Origin of the sequence: Streptomyces sp. NPDC002588 (assembly GCF_040295925.1) — a bacterium.
Lineage (GTDB): Bacteria > Actinomycetota > Actinomycetes > Streptomycetales > Streptomycetaceae > Streptomyces.
Genome location: NZ_JBEOWF010000022.1, coordinates 23,975 through 44,052 on the forward strand (window position 1 = coordinate 23,975; position 20,078 = coordinate 44,052).

A 20,078-nucleotide genomic window follows, 5' to 3' on the forward strand; every position below is an offset into this window, starting at 1 on the left:
CCACAGCACAGAAAGCACATGAGGACCCATGTCCAGAAGATCCTTCCGAATCGTCACCGCCGTCGGTCTGCTCGCCCTGGGAAGCACCCTCGTCGCCTGCGCATCGACGTCGGAGGCCGCCGCGCCCCTGAGCAGCCCCAGTGGACCGGGCGCCGGCAACCACCCCGAGTGGAAGAAGTACACCTTCACCATCGGCGACAACGGCGGTGACGGCAGCCAGGAGCTGGCGAAGATCACCGGCGTGTTCGACAACGCGCCCTACAAGGTGAAGTTCGCCCGGTTCACCTACGGCCCGCCGCTCGTGCAGGCTGCCGCGTCCGGCGACATCGACCTGGGCAGCGTCGGCGACGTACCGCCGATCACCGGCGCCGCGAAGGAGTACGGCTTCAAGGTCGTCGCCGTCAACCGTTCCCTCAGGCCCACCCAGGCGAACGAGAACATCATCGTGCCGAAGGGTTCGGCACTGAAGACGCTCGCGGACCTCAAGGGCAAGAAACTCGCTGTGCCGCAGGGCAGTTCGGCTCACGGTCTGGCACTGAACGCGCTCAAGAGTGTGGGCCTCACCCCCAAGGACGTGAAGCTGGTCTTCCTCGACCCGGCGGCCGGTGCCACGGCGTTCAACACCGGCAAGGTGGACGCCTGGTCGATCTGGAACCCGCAGTCGGCTATCGCGGTCAAGAACGGTGCGCGGATCCTGGCGAAGGGTCTCCCGCCGATCGACCAGACGAGCAGTTACTACGTCGCGAGCGAGAGCTCGCTGAACGACGGGACGAAGCGGGCGGCTCTCACCGACGTCCTGCAGCGGCTCGCCCACGAGTTCGCGTGGGCGATCAAGCACGAGGACAAGTACGCGCAGGCGATCTCCAAGGAGGAGGGCATCCCCCTGGACGACGCCAAGGCGTCCCTGAAGGCCTTCGAGACCCGGGTGACCCCGGTGGAAAAGTCGGACATCGCGGCGGAGCAGAAGCTCGCCGACGCCTTCCTGGAGGCGGGCCAGATCACCAAGAAGGTCGACGTCTCGTCGATCACCGACAACCTCCTCCCGGCCGGCTACGACAGCTCGAAGCTGTCGGTCGACTGAGCCGGCGCCCTCCGCTCCGAACGGAAAGAAGAGCAGTCATGAGCGATCAGAGAAGACGCCGGCTCCATCTCAACGCCTTCCTCATGGAGGCCGGCCACCACGAGGCGGCGTGGCGGCTCCCGCACAGCAACCCGCGGGCGGACTTCGACCTGCGACACTGGATCGAACTGGCTCGGCTGGCGGAGAGCGCCAAGTTCGACTCGCTGTTCCTCGCGGACGGCCCGGCCGTCACCGGCACGGGCGAGTTCCGGCCGCCGGGCCAGCTCGAGCCGCTCACCCTGCTGACCGCGCTGTCCCAGGCGACCAGCAGGATCGGACTCATCGCGACCGTGTCGTCGACGTACAACGAGCCCTACAACCTCGCCCGTCGCCTCGCGTCGGTCGACCATGTCAGCGGCGGGCGCGCCGGCTGGAACATCGTCACCTCGGCGGGCGCCGACGAGGCGGCCAACTTCGGCCTGGAAAACCGCCCCGGCCACGCCCAGCGGTACGCCCGGGCCGACGAGTTCCTGCACATCGCCAAGGCACTGTGGGACAGCTGGGAGTCCGAGGCCGTCCTCGCCGACAAGGCCACGGGGCGCTACGCCGAGCCCGCCCGGCTCCACCGTCTCGACCACCGGGGCGCGCACTTCTCGGTGGCCGGCCCGCTCAACGTGGAGCGTCCGCCGCAGGGCTACCCGCTGCTCGTCCAGGCCGGCTCCTCCGAGGACGGCAAGGACTTCGCGGCACGCCACGCCGAGGCGATCTTCACCGCCCACCAGACGTACGAGCGCGCGGCCGGCTTTTACGCCGACCTCAAGGCCAGGACCAGGGCCGCGGGGCGTGACCCGGACGGCGTGATCGTCCTGCCGGGCATCGTCCCGTACATCGGGTCGACCGAGGCGGAGGCCCGGGCACTGGCGAAGCAGTTCGACGAGCTGCGCGTCCCGGAGTACGGACTGCGTCAGCTGGCCGCGGTCTTCGAGACCGAGCCGTCGGTGTTCGAACTCGACGAGCCGCTGCCCGACTTCATCCTCGCGAGACCGAAACTGGAGGGTTCCCAGAGCCGATCCGATCTGATCATCGAGCTCGCCGTCCGCGAGAAGCTGACGGTCCGTCAGGTCATCTCGCGCCTCGGGGGCGGCCGCGGCCACTTCGAGTTCATCGGCACGCCCGAACAGGTGGCGGACACGGTCATCACCTGGTTCGAGGGCGGCGCGGCGGACGGGTTCAACATCATGGCGCCGGCCCTGCCGTCCGGTCTGGAAACCTTCATCGAGCACGTCCTGCCGATCCTTCGCGGCAAGGGCCTGTTCCGCGAGGAGTACGAAGGAACGACCCTTCGCGACCACTACGGGCTGCCGGTCCCGGCCAACCAGTTCCACCGGGAAGAAACCCTTGCGCCTCGACGGCGTCGATGCGCAGGAGGACCGCAGTGACAGGGGCGAGCGGAGCTCAGCCGGCCCGCGTCGGCTTACCTGTCCGGCCAGGGGTGGCGCCCAGGCGATCGGGAGGATCCAGGATCTGGTGGACGGTCCCGGCGGTGACCCCGGGATGGCGGCGTTGAAGGACCCGGCCCCGGAAGACGACCGAGTTCCCCCCGGTTCATCACCGGCGCTGTCGGGCCGCGGTCCGGCCCGGCCGTGAAGCCGGCGGCAGCACTCGCTGCGCCGGCTTCACGGCCTCCCGCACGTTGTGCGAGTCGTCCCTCCCGCGACCGGGTTGAACAGGAGGGACTTCTCATCGGTCCGGTTGTCGCTACTCGGCGCCCAGACCGGCGTCGTCGACCGCGTCCTTGCCCTCGGCCTTGAGGACCTTGTTGAGCAGCGTGAGGTCGTAGATGCCCTTCAGGTCGGGCTTGTCCAGGAGACCGGCCTTGACCGCGTGCTCCGCCTCGGTGTTGAGGGTGGAGGCCAGCGGGTCGTCGAGGAACGTGATGGACTTCCAGGCCGGGTCGATGACCTCGGCGGGCAGTGCCTTGCCCGACAGCTTCTCCAGCGCCGTGTTGGCGGAGGCCTTGGCCTCCTCCGGGTTGGCGTTGATCCACTCGTTGGTCTTCACGGAGCCGCGCAGTACGGCCTCGACGACGTCCGGGTGGGCCTTGAGGAACTTCTGCGACACGATGATGTTCGTGATCACGAACTTCTTGTCGGGCCACAGGTCCGCCTCGTCGAGCAGTACCTTCCCGCCCTCGGCGACCAGCTTGGACGCGGTCGGCTCCGGCACCCAGGCGCCGTCGATGGAGCCGGACTTGTAGGCGTCCGGGGTGATCTTGTTGTCCGTGCGGACGACGGAGACGTCGCCCTTGCCGCTCTGACCGTCGACCTTCCAGCCCTTCTCCGCGATCCAGTTGAGGAACGCGACGTCCTGGGTGTTGCCGAGCTGCGGGGTGGCGATCTTCTTGCCCTTGACGTCGTCCAGGGACTTGATCTTCTTCGGGTTGACGACGAGCTTCACACCGCCGGAGGCGGAACCGCTGATGATGCGCAGGTTCTTGCCGTTCGACTTGGTGTAGCCGTTGATGGAGGGGGAGGGGCCGATCCAGCCGATGTCGATGGAACCGGCGTTGAGTGCCTCGATCTCGGAGGGGCCCGCGTTGAAGGTGGCCGTCTTGATCGTGGTGCCGCCGAGTTCCTTCTGGAGCAGCCCCTTCTGGACGCCCACCAGAGCGGTCGCGTGGGTGAGGTTGGGGAAGTAGCCGATCTTCACTTCGTCGGCGGACAGCTTCTTGGCGCCTGCCGCGACCGCGGTCTGCTTGCCGTCGTCGGTGGAGTCGGAACCGTAGCCGCAGGCGGTGAGCAGGAGGGGGAGCGCGGCTATGACGGCGGTGGTGCGCAGGGCGGTGAGCGGTCTCGCGGCAGACACGGAGGTGTTCCTCTCAGGGGATGGGTGATGAGGGAGGTGCGTACATGTGAGGTGACTGCTTCTCGGCGCACACCGGCACCCCACTCCTCGGCCGCCGTCGGCAGGGATGCCGTCGGGTGCCGAGCGGTGGAACGTGCGGCGTGGTCAGCCGAGGTGGCCGCTCCGCCGACGAGGCGGAGCGGCGAGGAGGCGGCGCTGATGCGGGAGCGTCAGGTTCTGTGGCGTCGGAAGGTTCGACAGAGAGCACTGGAGGCACGGCCGAGGTCGATGTGACGACGCGAGGTCAGAAGGGGCAGCATCCGGCCTGTGCGGTCGAACGTTCTCATGGCCACCCCCACGGATCCCTAGTTTTCCTACCTGGTTGATGGGGATCGTGGCAGAAGGTGACGTCCACCCCAAGAGGGTGTTCGCATGATGGACGCGGCCATCTCGCGTTTTGAGATCCGTTGTGAGTGGCCCAGCGTGTCAGGGGTTTATCCGGGTCGGCGGGCCGGTGCAGGAAAGGTCCGGAGGGCGGATCCCGGTCAGCGAGGCAGGACGAACGGCGGGTGGGCGCCGTTGAGGAAGTAGTCCCCGACGTCACGGAGCCGGTGGGCGGCGGGCTCGTACAGGGTGTGGGTCCGCGCATTGCGCCAGAAGCGGTCGAAACCCAGCCGCGAGGACGCGGAGCGGGAGCCGACGACGTCGAGGGCGCGGGTGGTGGACTCCTGCGCGGCCCTGGAGGCGGCGGCCTCGGCCATGGTCACGAGGACCGAGATCTCCGCGTACTCGTCGTAGGTGAGGTCTTCACCGCGCGCCAGGCCACCGTGCACGGCTTCCAGCGCGTGATCGGTGAGTGCGGAGGCCGACCGGGTGAGGACGGTGAGCTCTCCGTAGGTGGTCAGCACCTGCGGATCCTGAGGAGAGCCGGCCGGCCAGGCGGGATGCCAGGGAGAGTGGCCCGCCCTGCTGTACTCACGTGCTTCGCCCAGCACTCCCTCGGCCATGCCGAGAAGGAGCTGGACGGAGAGGAGACGTCCGATCGGTGATGTGAGCGCGGCCAGGGGTGACAGGACGTCCTCGTCCGCGGACAGTGAGCCGAGCATGTCGGCGGCGGCGACCGGTACGGCGTCGAACTCCACGCTGCCGCCGGCCGCGAGCCGCTGGCCGAAGGTGTCGGCGTCGCCGTCGATCCGCACGCCGGGGTGGGCGGGATCGACGACGACGGCGACCGGTTCGCCGGTGTCGGCCCGCTCGGCCCGCACGGCGAGACGGTCGGCGACCAGGACGCCCGTGGTGTAGCTCTGCCGGCCGTCGAGCACATGGCCGCGGCCTTTCCTGGTCAGGGTCAGAGGCAGGTCTTGACGGGCGAAACCGCCACCCCAGTACCACTGCTCCGCCGTGGACTTCCGCTCGACCTGGGCTGCGAGAGCGGGTTCGGTGAAGAGCCGGGCACTCCACGACAGGAAGTAGTGACAGCCGAGCAGTTGACCGATCGCGCCGTCGGCGACGGCGATCTCCCGGACGACGGCGTAAGCCGTGGGCCAGTCCGCGCCGCCTCCCCCGAGTTCGGTCGGGACGAGCAGAGTCAGCAGCCCCGATTCGCGCAGTCGGGACACCTCGTCGAACGGCGCCTTGCCCGCGTGCTCCCTGGCCACCGCGTCCGTGGCCAGGTCGTCCGCCGTCTCGCGGGCCACGTGCAGCCAGTGCGCACGGCCGGGCCCCGTCCGGTCGGATTCCGAGGCCGGTCCGGACGGCGCGGTGGCAACGCCCATGGCGGTGGTCTCCTCAAGGTCGGCCGCTGGGTGCGGCGTTGGGGCTTTCTTGCTGGTCGGGCACGTACTTGTAGCCCACGCGACGTACGGTGACGATCCGGTGCCGGTGAGCCTCGCCCAGCTTGCGGCGCAGACGTGCGACGTGGACATCCACCGTGCGGCCGTCGCCGACGTGGTCGTATCCCCAGATGCCGGCCATCAACTGCTCGCGCGAGTGCACTTGGTGGGGTTGCAGAACGAGATGGGCCAGTAGCGCGAACTCCAGGTAGGTGAGGTCGAGTTCGCGTCCGTCCAGTTCGGCCACATGTTGCGCGGTGTCGATGCGGAGGGCACCGTCTCCCGTCAGCCGCACGGGAGGCGAGTCGATGTAGGCGACCGGTCGGATCTCCGGCCGCGTCACGTCCTTGGCGAAGAGTTCGGCGGGATCGGTGCCCTCGGGGACGAACACGAGGTAGCCGACGAGGGGTTGGGAACCGTGTTCCGCGGAGCCGCGCTGCGCGGTGCCGTCCACGAGGCGGAGATGGCGTGTCTCGGAAAGCGGTGCATCCGATGGCGTGGCCTGGGCCGGAAGTGCCGTGGTCATGGCGGTCGTCCTTCATGAGTACGTCGGGCCGTCAGGCGCAGCGGGCGGGTTCGCCTGATCACCTGGATGAGAGAGAAGGAGCGGAGTGGCACGCGGAGCGTGTGGGGCGCGTGCCTTACACGTGACAGCAGGCGGCGCTGACGACGTGACCAAAGTCGACATGCCGACGACGTACGAGTCGCTGCTGCGTGTGAGCCATGTGCATCATCCTGTGCACCGGCCGGGTGGCCCGTCAATACTTTCCTAGTAACCCGATAGGAAATGTAGGGAACGCAACACCGCGGGTGGGTTCATCGGTCGCCGTCGACCGTGGGGTGGTCGTCCGCCAAACCCGGTGGGGGAGGGCCCGGAACACCTCGGCGGAATGGCCGGTGTGCTCGGGCTCAGTCGACGAACAACCCCCGCGCCGCGGCCCGCGCGTCGAACTCCTCCAAGAGGGTGATCCCGAGACGTGTCACGACGGCCGGCTCACACCGGCCAGTCGAGCCAGTTCCACGCTCGACAGAAAGGGCACGTCCGCCGCTCGCCGCACCAGGCAGCGCGCGATGCGCCGCTGCGTCGGGGTGAGCCGACGGCCTTCGAAGAGCCGGTGCAGCCGGGCACAGGCGCCGACATCGGCGGGCAGGTCGGTGCCGGCACCTTCACTCATCTGCTTCCCCCAGCCCTTGCGTTGCCGGACCGGTCAGCTCACGAGACCTGCCTTCGTCAGCCACTCCAGGGCGCGAGGCCATGGCCCGCCTGCTGGCTGGCGAGCCGCTGCACACCGACGGCGCGCCGACCAAGGAGAACCTGGCCGGGTGGGATGCCCGGGTCGCCCGTCCCGTGCTCCGCACACCGGGAGAAGTCCAACGCGACCAGACGATCGCCGACTTGCGCATGCGGCTACGGGAAGCCACCACCAGGGTGACCGAACTACAGGGCAAGCTCGACACGCTCGCCACGGTGCGGGTGCCAACGCACGGCCGGGTTGGGGTACGGGTCTTGCGGTTCGAGACCAACTGTCGGTGGCGGTGCTGAAATTTCGAGCGGCGCTGAGAATCCTGGTGGCAATCCCTGAGACAAGGAAGGCCGACACGGTAACCAGATGAAATTGAGACTGATCTTTTGACCGAAATCCGGGTGTAGGGAAGTGAGCGCCGCAGGTGGAGTCGCTGCAGGTTCCGGACCTACAGCGGTAGCGGATGACCTGAATCATCTCCCGACCGGCTCCTCTGGATGGCCTCCCGTTGACAGTCAATCTTTCCGACGGCAAGGTCAATTGGCCCGGCCACTCAGTTCGATCTCTCCGTGACAAGGGCAGTATTCACAGTCCGATCCGCCGGCCATGGAACGGCGGATCTATTTCCAGCCGTCAGTCACATCTTGAAGGACGCGCCAGGTGTGGAGGAGTGCGTGACCGATTCCATGTCACCGCCGTGGCGGTCCCTTCCAGTCGTCGTCGTGCGCACGGCTGGTTTTCCGGCCTCCTGGCTCGCGGAACTTCGCTCCGGGGCAACCGTAGCCGCTCTGCAGGAGGCCGACGACGACACCCTCACCCGCGCCGCGTACGAGGCCGAGGTGGTGCTGGGCTCTGGTGCGGTCATACGCCGCTTCCATGCAGAACCAGGGCTGCGGGACGCGGTGCAGTTCGCCAATCCGGGCCTGTGGCGGATTCTCGCGCCATGGGTGGAACGGCGCACATCGACGATGGATGGCTGGAACACCACGGACCGACAACGCACTGACACGCTAACGCGAATGCTCCAGCGTTACTGCGCCAAGAATGAGACCACCAGCCACGTGGGGCCGATCACGACCGCCCATCTGCGTTCCGACCGGGCCGGGATCACCATCGGCTCCGGCACACCCCGGCGACACGTGCGCCTGTCGCACTGGGCGGCCGAGCGGTTACAGGCGTCGTTCCTCACCGATGGTGACGCCGCCGCGCACCTGTGGTGGCGGCCGCGCACGAGTGCGGGCTGCCACGTTTCCGGCGGTGAACTCTGCGTTGTGCAGTACGACTTCGCCAAGCGGCATGAGCGTTTCGCCGACGCGGTCACCGCCGTCGCCCGGCACCGATTGTCCGAGGTTGAGGCGCGGGTGCTGCGGACGTGCGACGGCAGTCGATCCGTGGCGGATATCTGCCGAGAGTACGAGTCCGAGTACGGAACGCCGCTGGGCGAAGCCGATGCTGTGGGCATTTTGCGGACGCTCGAGGGTTACGGGGCGGTCGCAACAGGGCCGGATCTCCCCTACGGGGTGCACGACTCGATCTCGCTGCTGCGTGAGCGTGCCGCCGCAGTGGGCGACCAGAAGGCGGAGCGCCATGTGGAGGCGGTGGAGTCGTCGCTCGTCGCCCTGGCCACTGCTGCCGACGAGACGGGCCGGGCCGCGGCCGCGGCCGCAGTCGAGACGGCCTTCACCGCGGCGACGGGCGCAGCACCGTACCGTGCGGCGGGCGTAACCTATGGCGACCGCACCGTCTTCAACGAGGACTGCGACAGTGAGTACGGTGCCATGGTCCTGGGGCAGCCGGTGGGTGAACTGGTCGAGCGTGAACTCGCATTCGTCTACGACCTCTTCCTGGTGTTGCCGCGAGCCCGGCTGCAGGCGCTGCAGAGAATGATGCGAGAGTGGTTCTGCCGTGCGTTCGGTGTTGGGGCGAGCGTCACCATGGCGGAATTCGTCAGCGCATGCCTGCGGGATGATCTGGAGTTGTCCGCCGGTTACGACGCGATCGATTCGGACATGTCCGAAAGGATGGCGAGGCTGCGAGATCTCCTGGCCCCAGTCGATTGCGGCTGCTCCGTCCATCGGTGCACCGATGAAGTAATCGCTGCGGCCCGCGCGTTGGCCGACAGTTCTACGCCCGCGGTGTGCAACCCCGATCTGATGCTTGCGGCTGAAGGGCCGGAGGCGTTGGCGCGCGGAGAATTCCTGGCGGTGGTTGGTGACCTGCACGCGGCTGAGGAAGGGTTGTCGCACAGCCTGTTCGCGCCGTGGGTGGATGCGGCCATGGGCGGGGAGGGCAGGCTGGGAGAGCACGTCGCGGAGGCATACCGCCCTCTTCTCAAGCCCGACGAGGACCTCGCCGACGTGACGCACCGGCACCGCAGCAAGCACTACGCTCGTGTGCACCTGCCATGTCTGGACATCGAAGCCGGCGACCGCTCGCCATTGCCCGCGCACCAACGGGTGCGGCTGCACGAGCTGATGGTCAGTGACACGTCGCACGGGCTGCGGCTACACCGTCCTGGCAGCAACCGTGGCTTGCGGCTGACCTCGCCACCGCTGTACTGGCAGGGGGTGCGGGCCCGTAATCCGTTCGCTGTCTTCTCGTTCCCGCAGCGCGTCGACGGCCTGCCCGTTCCCCTGGGCGAACGGCAGTTCCTGCCTCGCCTGGTGCACGGCAGGGTGGTACTCCAGCGGGCGATGTGGGGGGTGCCGGCGGCCTCGTGCCACGGGGGCAAGGACTGGTACGAGGGGTTCCGCGCGGTGCAGCGTCTCCGGGCAGCGCACGGTTTGCCCCGGCACGTGTTCGTGAAGTTTCCACAGGAAGTGAAACCGTTGTATTGCGATCTTGACAGTCCACTGCTGGTGCGCCAGGTGTCCCATCTGGCCCGGGCGGCCGACGACGGCAGACTGGTGTTCTCGGAAATGCTTCCCGAGCCGGGCAGCCTGTGGCTCACCAGCTCTCGAGGGAAGGTTACTTCGGAGCTGCGCTACGCCGTGTTCAGCGGCAATGACGCCCATGAGACGCGGGAGCGTCCGGGCGATGCCGCGCAGGAGGAACGGTGAAGCTGTCGAAGCGCCGACTCATGGTCGACGTCGAACCACTCAGGGTCGATGCGTCCTTCCGCAGGCTCTGGATCGGCGGCGCACTGTCATCGGTCGGCAGCAGGATGACAACGTTCGCGGTAGTGCTGCAGGTGTACCAGATCACCGGTTCCTCGGCGGCGGTGGGCGTGGTCGGCCTCGCCACACTGATACCGACCCTCATCGTCGGACTGATCGGCGGTTCGCTGGCGGACGCGCTGGACCGCCGCAAACTGGTGCTGGTCACCGGCAGCAGCATGGCCGTGGTCTCCCTTCTCTTCGCAGCGCAAGCCTTCACGGGCACCGAGCAGGTGTGGCCCCTTTACTTGCTGACCGGCGCGCAGTCGCTGCTGTTTGCCGTTGACTCACCGGCTCGTCGTACGTTCGTTCCCCGGCTGTTGTCGAGAGAGCTGCTGCCCGCGGGTCTGACCTTGCAGATGCTGGCCTTCCACATGAGCGTCATGGTGGGGCCGAGCCTGGGTGGTGTGCTCGCGGCGGCGGGCGGCGTGAAGCTCTGCTACGTCATCGACTCCCTGACCTTTCTGGTGGCTCTTTACGCTGTCTTCCGGCTCCCCCCGATGCGGGCGAAGGACGTCCGGAGCAAGCCCGGCGTCAGGTCGATCTGGGACGGGCTCAAGTACGTCGGCCGCAACCGCATCGTGGCCGGCGCCATGCTCTCCGACTTGAGCGCCACCGTGCTGGCCATGCCGTTCGCGATTCTTCCGGCCCTCAACAGCCTGCGCTTCGGCGGTTCACCGAGCACGCTGGGCCTGCTCAACGCCGCGCCGGCCGTCGGAGGAGTGCTGGCCATGTCCCTGTCGGGGCCGGTGGGCCGTAGCATCCGCAAGGGTGTCTGGCTGCTGGGGGCCGGGGCGCTGTGGGGTGCGGCGCTGGCATGCCTCGGGCTGACAGGCCATGTGTGGGTCGCTCTGGTCGTGTTGGCGGTGGCGGGGGCGGCCGATGCGACGGCCGTGGTGCTGCGCGGATCCATCGTGCAGTCGAGCATTCCCGACGAATTCCGCGGACGCACGACCTCGATCGACTTCGTCGTCGGCGCAGGCGGTCCGCATCTGGGCAACTTCCGTGGCGGTGTCGTAGCCTCCGCCGCCACGCCGTCGGTCAGCGCGCTCACCGGCGGTCTGTCGTGCGTCGTTGCCATCGGGCTCGTCGCACTCTGCTTCCCCGCTCTGCGCCACTTCGGCTCGCCGGCCGACCGAACGGCCGAGGGAACAGCGGCCGGTCAGCACAGCGGCGAGGAGAGTGTGCCGGTCGGCGATCAGCAATGACCACCGGCCGCCTACTGCACCAACCGTGAACGAGCCGGACTACTCAGTGGAGGTACTCATCCATGTCGAATCCACGCACGTACGTTCTGCGTCCCGACTTCACCGGGTGAGCGGCATGGTGAAGATCCTGGTCGGCAACGACTTCGATGAAGTGCTGCGCACTCGCCCGGCGTCGGGTTGGTGGAACCAGCGCGTGGTGTGGTTCGCGGAGGACGGTGACATCGTCATCCTGCCGACGCAGCCCGAGGAGTCCTTTCTCCGCTATGTCACCGCGATGATCGGCACGCAGCGTTCCTCGCTGCAGATCCTGGTGCCACGCGCTCAGGAGGGCGGTTTCGACACCCTGTCGGGTTCATGCCTGGTGCAAGAAGGATTTCTCGGCCGAATACGGTCGGCGCTCGCTGGCCGGAGCGTCACCGGCATCCTCCCCTTGTGGCCCAGCGCCTCGATCGCTCGGCTGGCCCAGGCTCTCGGAGTGCCTGAAGCGCTGGCCGGGCGTGGGTTCGCCGAACAGGGCGGCGGGGCGCTGCTGAACAGTAAGACGGCCTTCCGGGCGATCGCAGCCGGCGTGGGTGTCGGCCTGCCTCGCGGGCGAGTGTGCGCGGACCGGGACGGTACCGTCGACGCGATCCTGGATCTGGTGGGCGCCGGACACATCGCCATGCTGAAGAAGGACTACATGTCCGGCGGCGCCGGCAACGAGATCGTCAGTCCTGTGGCGGGCGTGTCACCGGTGGGCGCGAAGAACGTCATCGTGGCCGCCGACGAGGCCGCCGTCGCACGGTATGTGGAAGATCGCTGGGACTGGCTGACCGACGGCGGACGACACCACTTCGTCGTGGAGCGCTACCATCCCGGCAGCGTGGCCTGCTTCGCCGAATTCCTGATCACGGATGACGACATCGAGTTCGGAGCTCACGGTGAGATGCTGTCCGAGCCGGTGACGACGAAGCAGATCATCCCGCCTCCTGAGTTCTCCGGCCAGGTCCTCGACGACCTGACGGACCAGGGACGGCGACTGTGCGAACCGCTGCAGGCGATGGGATACCGTGGCCGGCTCAGCGCAGACGCGATCGTCACCCCGGACGGCGAACTGCTCTTCACCGAGTACAACGGACGCATCACGGGGTCCACACACGTCTACAGCATCTTCGGGGAGAAGATCGTGGGCGGAGACTTCATGAAGGACCGGGTATTGTTCGAGGGCTTCTGGCCCAAGGGCTGGTCGGTCCCCTCGTTCGACGAGGCGGTACGGCGACTGACCGACGCGGGGCTCGCCTACGACCGTGACACCCGAACCGGTGTCATCATCAGCAGCGCCTTCGACCGGCGCGACGACACGCTGCTGCACTGTGTCGTCGCGGAGAGTCTGTCGGCAGCCCAGAAGGTGGAGGAGCGTCTGGCGCAGCTCTTCGCAGCCCGGTGACGTGAGTCGTCGAGTCACTGGGTGAGCCCTCGACCGCGCCTCGAACCGAGCCGTTGTCGGAACTCGGTTCGAGGCGTGCACGGCGCCGGTCAGGGCGCGGTGACGACATCCGCAACGGCCCCTGCCCTGCTCATGACCACGACACGGGGAGCCGGTGCACGCAGTAGAACCCGGTGTCCTGACCGAGCGGGATCTGGTGCGGCGGCACGGCGAGGCGAAGCCGGGGAAATCGGCCGAAGAGAGCGGGAAAGGCGATACGCATCTCGGTCCGGGCGAGGTTCTGGCCGATGCACTGGTGCATCCCGTGCCCGAAGGCGAGATGGCCCGACGGATGGCGTCCGATGTCGAGACGGTCGGGATCCGGAAACCGCAGCGGGTCCCGGTTGGCCGCAGGCAGCGAGACCGTCACGGACTCGCCCGCCCGCACGATCTCCCCCGCCAGCGGCACGTCCTCCAGTGGAGATCGTGGCACGCCGAACTGGAAGATCGTGAGGTAGCGAAGCAGTTCCTCGACCGCCGTGTCCGCCAGCCCCGGGTCCTTCACCAGCCGGGCGAGCTGATCCGGATGGCTGAGCAGTGCGAGCACCCCGAGGCCCAGGGAACCTGCCGTCGTCTCGTGGCCCGCCGACAGCAGCAGTGCCCCCACTCCGGCGATCTCGGGGATGGACAGTTCGCCGTCCGAGGCCAGTACGCTGAGCAGATCCTCCCCGGGCCGGCGTGACTTGTGCGCCGCCAGTTCGGTCAGGAACGTCTGCAGGTCGTCCACGGCACGCGCGGCCTGTTCCGCGGTTGCCTCAAGGCTGAACATGGTGGCGCTGTTGCGCTGGAAGTCGGCGCGCTGGGAGTAGGGCACGCCCAGCAGTTCGCAGATCACCAGGGACGGGACGGGCAGCGCGAACGACGCCACGATGTCGGTGGGGTCCCCGGCTTCGGCCATGGCGGTCAGGCGCTGGGTCACGATCTGCTCGATCCGCGGCCGCAGCGTCCTCATACGGTGCGCGGTGAACGCCCGCGCCAGTCTCCGCCGGATGCGGGTGTGCTGGGGCGGGTCCATGTCGACGAGCCAACCGGGGAGCGCCGACGCCCCGTAGAACGGGTCCAGGCTCCGGCGCGCCACGGGGTCCCGTTTCAGCTCCGAGCGCGCGCTGAACCGCGGGTCCGCCAGGATATTCCTGGCCAGGTCGTAGCCGGTGACCAACCAGCCGAGGTGGCCGTCGGGATAGCGCAGCCGGCAGAGGGGGGAGCGCTCACGCAGCTCGGCCAGCTCTGGTGGCGGGTCGAACGGGTTGGCTCTCCGGGTGGGCAGCGAGGCGGCATCGTAAGGGGTCATCTGCCCATCTCTCCATGCAGGAAGGCTCCGAGCCGTCGCACGCCCGTGGTGATCTGCTCGGGAGTGAGGTAACTGCACGACAGCCGGAGCACGTCGGCGCCGCCCGGGCCCAGGTGGAAGTGGGCCATCGGCGTCCACAGCACTCCGTAGGAGTCCGCCGAGCGGGCGAGCAGCGTGTCGTCGGCCGGTACGGGCAGCCGCATGCGTACGAAGAAGCCGCCCGTCGGCCGGTTCCACCCGACGCCAGGAGGAAGTCCCTGCTCCGTCAGCCGGTCCAGGCCGTCCAGCAGGAGCGTGAGATTCCGGCGGTAGAGCGCGGAACGCGTACGGCAGCGCTCGGCGAGGGAGCCGCCGTGCTCCAGCAGCATTCCGCCGACCACGGCCTGTGACAGCGGGGGAGTGTTGACAGTGACCATGGTCTTGAGCCGGGCCAGGTGATCGGCCAGCAGCGTGCTGTCACCGTCGGCGGTGACCACGGTCTGGTCGGCCACGACGTAGCCGACGCGCACGCCGGGGAAGCACACCTTGGAGAAGGTGCCGAGGTGGACGACCCGGCGATTGCGGTCCAGGGTCTTCAGCAGCGGCAGCTCGGCCCCCGGGGCGGCGGTGAAGCCGTAGACGTTGTCCTCCAGGACGAGGAAATCCTCCGCCTCAGCCAGCTCCAGCAGGCGCTCGCGGTGTTCCTTGCCCATGCGGTTGCCGCCGGGATTGGAGAAGTCCGGAGCCACGTAACACACCCGAACGCGTCGGCCCGCGCGCCGAGCCGCGCGGCAGGCCGAACGCAGCGCCTGCACCTGTAGGCCGTCGTCCGCCTCAGGCACGGGCACGGTCTCCACGCCGAGCATCCGGGCGGCACCCGTGATCCCCACGTAGCAGGGGTCCGCCACGGCCAGCAGATCGTCCGTGGACCGGATCAGGGCCCGCAGCACCAGGAGCATCGCCTCCTGTGCCCCTACCGTGACGACGACCGCCTGCTCCGGGGCCTCCACCGCGTGATCGCGCCGGAGCAGCTCGGCGACCAAGCCGTTGATCAGTCCGCGGCTGGGCCCGTACTCGTAGAGCAGGCGGCGAACGGTCGACGGGGGATGCCCCGACTCCGTGACCGCGTGGCTGACGAAGCGGCTCAGGTATCGCTCGATGTCCAGGTCGGCATAGGTGTCCGGGTGCGGGGCGCCGGGAGCGAAGGAGATCGCGTCCGGATAGCGGCGCATCACCTCGTTGAGGAACTCCACGGAACGCATCACCGGGTCGGCGAGAGAGGCGTGGAGCTGTGAAGCCTCGAGCGCGGTCGCCGTGTACTGCGCGGATCCGCTCACGGCCGGGCCCAGCGGCGCTCGACCCGGTCCAGCACGTCCGCGCTGTAGATGCGCTCCGCCTGCACCACCGCGAACTCGGCGAGATAGGAACGGAGCGTTTCCCGAGGTTCCTCGGCCAGGGAGAGCATGGCGCGGTTGGCCGCCACCGCAGGGCCGGCCAGTTCGGCCACGGCCCGGTCGACGGCATCCGACAGCCGGTCGGCGGGCACCACCTCGTCGCACAGCAGCTCGGCGGCGGCTTCTCCGGTCCGGAGCCGACGCCCGGACAGCAGCACCTGCCTCGCGATGCGGGCGCCGGTGAGCCGGGTGAGACGGAGGTTGCCGAGGCCGGGCACGATGCCTTCGTCCGCCGCGGGCAGGCTGAGGAACGCGCCTTCCGCTACCAGTACCCGGTCCACGACGAGCAGCAACTGCATGCCGCCGCCGATCGCGAAGGAGTCGACGGCCGCGACCCAGGGCTTGTGTACGGCCGCCGGTGCCGACCATCCGGCGTCCGAGGTCAGCAGCCCGTGTGCCAGTTTGTTGACGTACCCGAGCTCCCGGCCGAGCAGGAAGTCCACATAGGAGATGGCGCCGTTGCGCAGGGCCTTGAGGTTGATCCCGGCGCTGAACACACGGCGTCCCGCGTAGCGCGGGTGGTCGACGGGACCGCCACGCAGAACCCCCACCTGGACCCGCTCATCGAGCAGGGTCAGGTCCACCGCGGTCTCCATGTCGGCGATGAGCTGGTTGTCCTCGGCGTTGAGACAGTGGCCGTTGTGGAAGGTGACGTACATGGTGGGGCCATGTCTTTCCACCGTCACCGTGTCCAGTTCCAACAGGTCATGACGGCGGAAACGGTTGAGATGGTCCCGTGAGCCCGGTGCCGGATGCAGCATGGTGTCGATCAGGTGGTTGCCGACCGGGGGCGAGCGCAGCAAAGCGCCGAAGAAGACGCCGAGGTCGATCTCGTGTCCTTCCTTGTGCGCCTGGATGCGACCGCGATCGTCGACGAGTTGGGCGGCGGTCGGCACCAGGCCCGGGAGGTGGGTCTGGGCCTGCCGTACCAGGTCCGGCAGCCGCTGCCGAACGGTGCGGCCGTCGGTCAGCACGTCGTAGACCTGTGGTGCGTGCCGTGTCAGGAAGGCGTGGCGGGCGGTACGGCGTGCCTCGTGGAGAGCCGCCGCCTGCTCGGTCTGTTCGGGGTCGCGGGCCGGGCGGCGCGGCAGCAGGCCCAGGAGCCGGTCCGTGCGGTCGATGTAAAGCTGTAATGCGGCGCGGTCCGCGTCGAACTGACCTGTGGGTGTCGGCAGGGTGGGTACAGAGCCGGTCGGTGACACCGGGGAGACGGAGGTCATGACTGACCCCGCTCGTCGTGGCCGATTTCCGCGAGCCGGCGTATTTCCCGGTCGCAGGCGGCCAGATGGGCGCCGAGCGCATCCTGGAACTCAGCAGCCGGTGCCTCGAGGATGAGTTGGCGGCGCACGGCCAGCTCGCGGTCCGAGATGCGCCCCATCAGCACGACGGCGGTGTGAGCGGCCTCGGTCAGGTCGTCGCTGAGCTGGTCGATGAGGCCCACCTCATGGGCGCGGCGAGCGTCCAGGTCGTCGCCCCACAGCACGATCTGTCGGGCGCGGGCGGTACCGAGCTGCTGGGCAAGCCGGTACACCGCCATGCCGGGCCAGAAGTGTCCGTCGTTCACCGGCAGCATCAGCAGCAGACCGGGATCGCCGATCCGGAAGTCGCTGGCTAGCAGAAGGTCGAGCGCCGGCCCCCCGCAGATGCCCTCGGCCGTGCTCACGATCATCGCCGGCAGCTGTTCGAGGCGGCGGACGGCGCGCTCCCAGCGGTTGACGTCCCGCACGCTGACCTGGGTCGGCCAGGGCCGGCGATGAGCCGGTACCGGGCGCAGCCGCAGCCGCAGCACGGTGTGCCGTCCCGGTTCCTCCACCTGGTCGCATGCCGCGTTCAGTCGTGCCGTCAGCTCTGGCAGGGGGCGTGTGGCGTCGATGTCGACCTGCAGCCCCAACTCGTCCGAGGTGTGTTCGTGCTCGCTGCTCGGTCGCACCGCCGCAGCCTCCTTACGACTCGTCACCACCGTGCAAGGGCCATTTCGATGGTCGATCCCGGGCCCATGGTCATGAGAACCCCGATGTCCCCTTCCGTCACCTTTCCCTCCTGCACGAGCCGTTGGTACGAGAAGAGGAAGGAGCCACTGGACAGGTTGCCGTGGTCGCGCAGCACCCCGATGGTGTGCCGGACGTCGTGGCGGCTCAGGCCGAGATTGACGCGCACCGAGTCCACAACCTTCTTCCCCCCGGCGTGCACCACCCAGTGGGTCACACCCGACCGGGTCACGCCGGTGCCGTCCAGGAGCCGTCCGAGGGTCTCTTCCGCGTGGGCGCCGACCACATAGGGCACCTGAGGATCGAGGCCGAAGCTGAACTTGTGCCGTTCGTCGTCCCAGTCGTAGCGCATGGCGTCCACCGCCTCGGGGATGGTCCGACTGCCGAAGCGCAGCAACTGCGGGCCAGGAGACGCCGGATCCGGGAGGCCGGCGGTCACCGCAACCGCGGCGGCGCCGTCGCCGAAGAGGCTGTTGACCACGGAGGTGCGCAGAGTGCCGTCGAAGACGTAAGCGGCTGAGCACACCTCGATGCACACCATGACCGCGAGTTCACCGGGATGGCACAGGGACCATGCCGCTACAGCGGTCAGCGCGTTGAGTCCGGCGTTGCAGCCCATGCCGACGACGTCGAGGCGGGAGCACGTGGTGCTCACGCCCATGTCCTTGAGCAGCAGGGCGGAGAACCCGGGAGTGAGGAAACCGGTCGAGGTGACGCAGCACAGGTGGCGCACATCCGTCACCTCCCGGCCGGCGTCGGCCAGGCAGGAGAGCACCGCTTCCCGGCCCAGCCGCAGACCTTCTCTCGTGTGCTTGGCCAGCAGTTCGCCCTGGGTTTCGGCCTGGCCAGGACGGTTGGGCAGGGACGGCGGCAGGGTCAGGCCACGCCGTTCGATGGCGCTGTTGAGGAAGATGGAGCGGATAGCCGAATCGGAGACTCCGAACAACTCCAACAGCTCCGGCTGGCTGTACGAGACGGGGGGCACCGCGGTTCCGACGCCGACGAGCTGTGCGGACGAGGGCATGTCCTCTCGTCCCGGGTGTTCCGCCATCACGACAGGTAGTCCTCGGCGCCGCCTTCGCGCACCGTGTCGAGGGTGAAGCAGTGGAAGCCGCCGCCGAAGAGACGGCGGTGCCGGTGCCGTACGGGCACCACTGTGAAAGCGTGCTTTTCCAACGTGCGCATCAGCTCTGGGCAGGCGTCGTTGACCAGCACGGTGTCCGGGGAGACGGACAGGACGTTCAAGTCGATGAAGGGGCTTGCCAGGACGAGATCACTGTCGTCGTACGACGGGAAGTGGTTGCCTTCCGGGGCCGGCGGAGTGATCAGGTCCCATGAGCGCAGTGCCTCGGGCAGCTTGTCGCGTACGGCAGCCGAGCGGACGAGCAGAGTGCCGGGACGCAGTGCGAGGACCATGCTGTCGATGTGGCTGTCACTGAGCCGGTGCACCCGGTGGATGCGGAAACGACCCGCCAGGTGGCGCTCCAGCCAGTCGCAGCCGAGGGCGTGGTTGGCGGTGGAGACGTTGACCACCAGGTCCCGGCCGAGCCTGAGAACCTGCGCGCCGTCGATCATCATCTCGGTGCCGACGTCGTAGCAGGTGGGCTGCGGATCGGCGATGGGCTCCGTCGGGCCGCCGACCGTGCTGACTCGTGCGTACGACAGGTCGAAGGAGGAGTCGGTCATCAGGGGGCGCGGCATGACCGTCCAGCGTGCGCCCTGTTCGAAGTACCGCTGGAAGACCGGCTTGAGGAACTGCGTCTCGAAGTAGCGGGAACGGATCATGGGCGGCGTCTCGATGATCTCGTCGCCGGCGATGAGAGTGTTGTCCCGGACGTTCAGTGGGGGAACGACTGACGCGCTCCAGGCGGGGGTGCGGACCTCCGCGGTGCTCGCGTCCACGTCCATCGGGCGGAGCACGGTCACACCGAGCGCAGTGAGGGCTTCCTCGATGCCGGTCAGATCCTCTGCCAGTTCTTCCACGTACCGCTGCTTGATGGGAATCGTCCCTTTGGGGGCCGACTCGGCATGGCCTCTGGCCGTGAGCCGGGGGTAATACCATTCGGAGCGCGCGGAGTTGTCGCCGGCGATGTTGTCGTGGAAGAAGAGGTCGAACGACAGCTCACGCTGGTGTGACGTGTAGTTGGTGGCGGAGCCGACCACCACCTCCTTGAGGGGCGACCATTCGTCGAAGCTGTTGAGCGTCATAGGGAGCTCCATCGATCTCATCATGAGCCTCGCGGGGACGGCCGGCTGGAAGAAGCACCGGGCAAACGCGTGAGACAGCCGCACACCTTCAGACACCACAAGTGCTGGGTGCTCTCAGTGTTGGACATGCGCCGAACCATGGGAAGACCGCAGTCGAGGGCGTCCCCAACGGTTTCGGCCATCTCATTCCGGTACTTCGGCTGTGCTATTCATCACGGATCCCACCCACACCACGGGAAGATTCGAGGGAAAGATGTGTCAACCAACTGGTATTATTACGGTCGCATTACGGTGCGCGTGAGCCTCTCTTGAAGCTGTCCGAAACCCGTCCCCCAGGGGTTGTGCGGCGT

The 20,078-nt window shown here is 68.2% G+C and carries 16 protein-coding genes and 1 pseudogene; 6 read left to right on the forward strand and 11 right to left on the reverse strand.

Translation table 11 applies throughout. The features are described from left to right. Positions 1-28: 28 nt before the first annotated feature. Together ABT057_RS24835 and ABT057_RS24840 are read left to right on the forward strand one after the other, a co-directional pair. Entirely contained in the window at positions 29-1,081 is a 1,053-nt protein-coding gene (locus ABT057_RS24835; RefSeq protein ID WP_352345773.1) for an aliphatic sulfonate ABC transporter substrate-binding protein, read from the forward strand. 38 nt (positions 1,082-1,119) lie between these two features. Then, positions 1,120-2,499, forward strand: a complete 1,380-nt coding sequence (locus ABT057_RS24840) for an LLM class flavin-dependent oxidoreductase (RefSeq protein WP_352345774.1) — start codon at positions 1,120-1,122, stop codon at positions 2,497-2,499. Positions 2,500-2,818: 319 nt separating this feature from the next. On the opposite strand, the gene ABT057_RS24845 is transcribed toward ABT057_RS24840, so the two are convergent. From ABT057_RS24845 to ABT057_RS24865, 5 genes and pseudogenes are all read right to left on the reverse strand, one after another. After that, on the reverse strand, positions 2,819-3,925 hold the full coding sequence (locus ABT057_RS24845) for an aliphatic sulfonate ABC transporter substrate-binding protein (RefSeq protein WP_352345775.1): 1,107 nt from the start codon (positions 3,923-3,925) through the stop codon (positions 2,819-2,821). Positions 3,926-4,134: 209 nt separating this feature from the next. Continuing rightward, a complete protein-coding gene (locus ABT057_RS24850) occupies positions 4,135-4,251 on the reverse strand; it encodes a putative leader peptide (RefSeq protein WP_352345776.1) in 117 nt (38 codons plus the stop codon). Between the two features lie 198 nt (positions 4,252-4,449). Further along, a complete protein-coding gene (locus ABT057_RS24855) occupies positions 4,450-5,679 on the reverse strand; it encodes an acyl-CoA dehydrogenase family protein (RefSeq protein ID WP_352345777.1) in 1,230 nt (409 codons plus the stop codon). Positions 5,680-5,692: 13 nt separating this feature from the next. Then, positions 5,693-6,262, reverse strand: a complete 570-nt coding sequence (locus ABT057_RS24860) for a winged helix-turn-helix domain-containing protein (protein ID WP_352345778.1) — start codon at positions 6,260-6,262, stop codon at positions 5,693-5,695. A gap of 457 nt (positions 6,263-6,719) precedes the next feature. Continuing rightward, a pseudogene (locus ABT057_RS24865) lies at positions 6,720-6,911 on the reverse strand (MurR/RpiR family transcriptional regulator); the annotation flags it as partial. A gap of 80 nt (positions 6,912-6,991) precedes the next feature. Here ABT057_RS24865 and ABT057_RS24870 point away from each other — a divergent pair. The 4 genes from ABT057_RS24870 (at position 6,992) to ABT057_RS24885 (ending at position 12,769) form a co-directional block, all read left to right on the forward strand. Then, positions 6,992-7,279, forward strand: coding sequence for a hypothetical protein (locus ABT057_RS24870; protein ID WP_352345779.1), 288 nt, complete (start codon positions 6,992-6,994; stop codon positions 7,277-7,279). A gap of 375 nt (positions 7,280-7,654) precedes the next feature. Beyond that, positions 7,655-10,039: a lantibiotic dehydratase gene (locus tag ABT057_RS24875; protein ID WP_352345780.1), complete on the forward strand. Its 2,385-nt coding sequence runs from the start codon at positions 7,655-7,657 to the stop codon at positions 10,037-10,039. After that, on the forward strand, positions 10,036-11,343 hold the full coding sequence (locus tag ABT057_RS24880; protein ID WP_352345781.1) for an MFS transporter: 1,308 nt from the start codon (positions 10,036-10,038) through the stop codon (positions 11,341-11,343). Before ABT057_RS24875 ends, ABT057_RS24880 begins: the two co-directional genes overlap by 4 nt. Continuing rightward, a complete protein-coding gene (locus ABT057_RS24885) occupies positions 11,318-12,769 on the forward strand; it encodes a preATP grasp domain-containing protein (protein WP_352345782.1) in 1,452 nt (483 codons plus the stop codon). The genes ABT057_RS24880 and ABT057_RS24885 overlap by 26 nt, the downstream gene beginning before the upstream one ends. A gap of 130 nt (positions 12,770-12,899) precedes the next feature. Here the strand turns inward: ABT057_RS24885 and ABT057_RS24890 are convergent, their stop codons facing one another. From ABT057_RS24890 to ABT057_RS24915, 6 genes are all read right to left on the reverse strand, one after another. Then, the gene (locus ABT057_RS24890) at positions 12,900-14,099 is read right to left on the reverse strand and encodes a cytochrome P450 (RefSeq protein WP_352345783.1); all 1,200 of its coding nucleotides are present in this window, start codon (positions 14,097-14,099) and stop codon (positions 12,900-12,902) included. Continuing rightward, positions 14,096-15,340, reverse strand: coding sequence for an aminotransferase-like domain-containing protein (locus ABT057_RS24895; protein WP_352345896.1), 1,245 nt, complete (start codon positions 15,338-15,340; stop codon positions 14,096-14,098). Before ABT057_RS24895 ends, ABT057_RS24890 begins: the two co-directional genes overlap by 4 nt. Before the next feature lie 71 nt (positions 15,341-15,411). Continuing rightward, the gene (dpgC, locus tag ABT057_RS24900; RefSeq protein ID WP_352345784.1) at positions 15,412-16,752 is read right to left on the reverse strand and encodes a (3,5-dihydroxyphenyl)acetyl-CoA 1,2-dioxygenase DpgC; all 1,341 of its coding nucleotides are present in this window, start codon (positions 16,750-16,752) and stop codon (positions 15,412-15,414) included. Further along, entirely contained in the window at positions 16,749-17,462 is a 714-nt protein-coding gene (gene dpgB / locus ABT057_RS24905) for an enoyl-CoA-hydratase DpgB (protein WP_352345785.1), read from the reverse strand. The genes dpgC and dpgB overlap by 4 nt, the downstream gene beginning before the upstream one ends. A gap of 23 nt (positions 17,463-17,485) precedes the next feature. Next, the gene (dpgA, locus tag ABT057_RS24910; protein WP_352345786.1) at positions 17,486-18,544 is read right to left on the reverse strand and encodes a 3,5-dihydroxyphenylacetyl-CoA synthase DpgA; all 1,059 of its coding nucleotides are present in this window, start codon (positions 18,542-18,544) and stop codon (positions 17,486-17,488) included. A 26-nt stretch (positions 18,545-18,570) separates the two neighbouring features. After that, positions 18,571-19,728 (reverse strand): glycine amidinotransferase, encoded by a 1,158-nt coding sequence (locus ABT057_RS24915; protein WP_352345787.1) that lies wholly within the window; start codon positions 19,726-19,728, stop codon positions 18,571-18,573. Between the last annotated feature and the right edge of the window lie 350 nt (positions 19,729-20,078).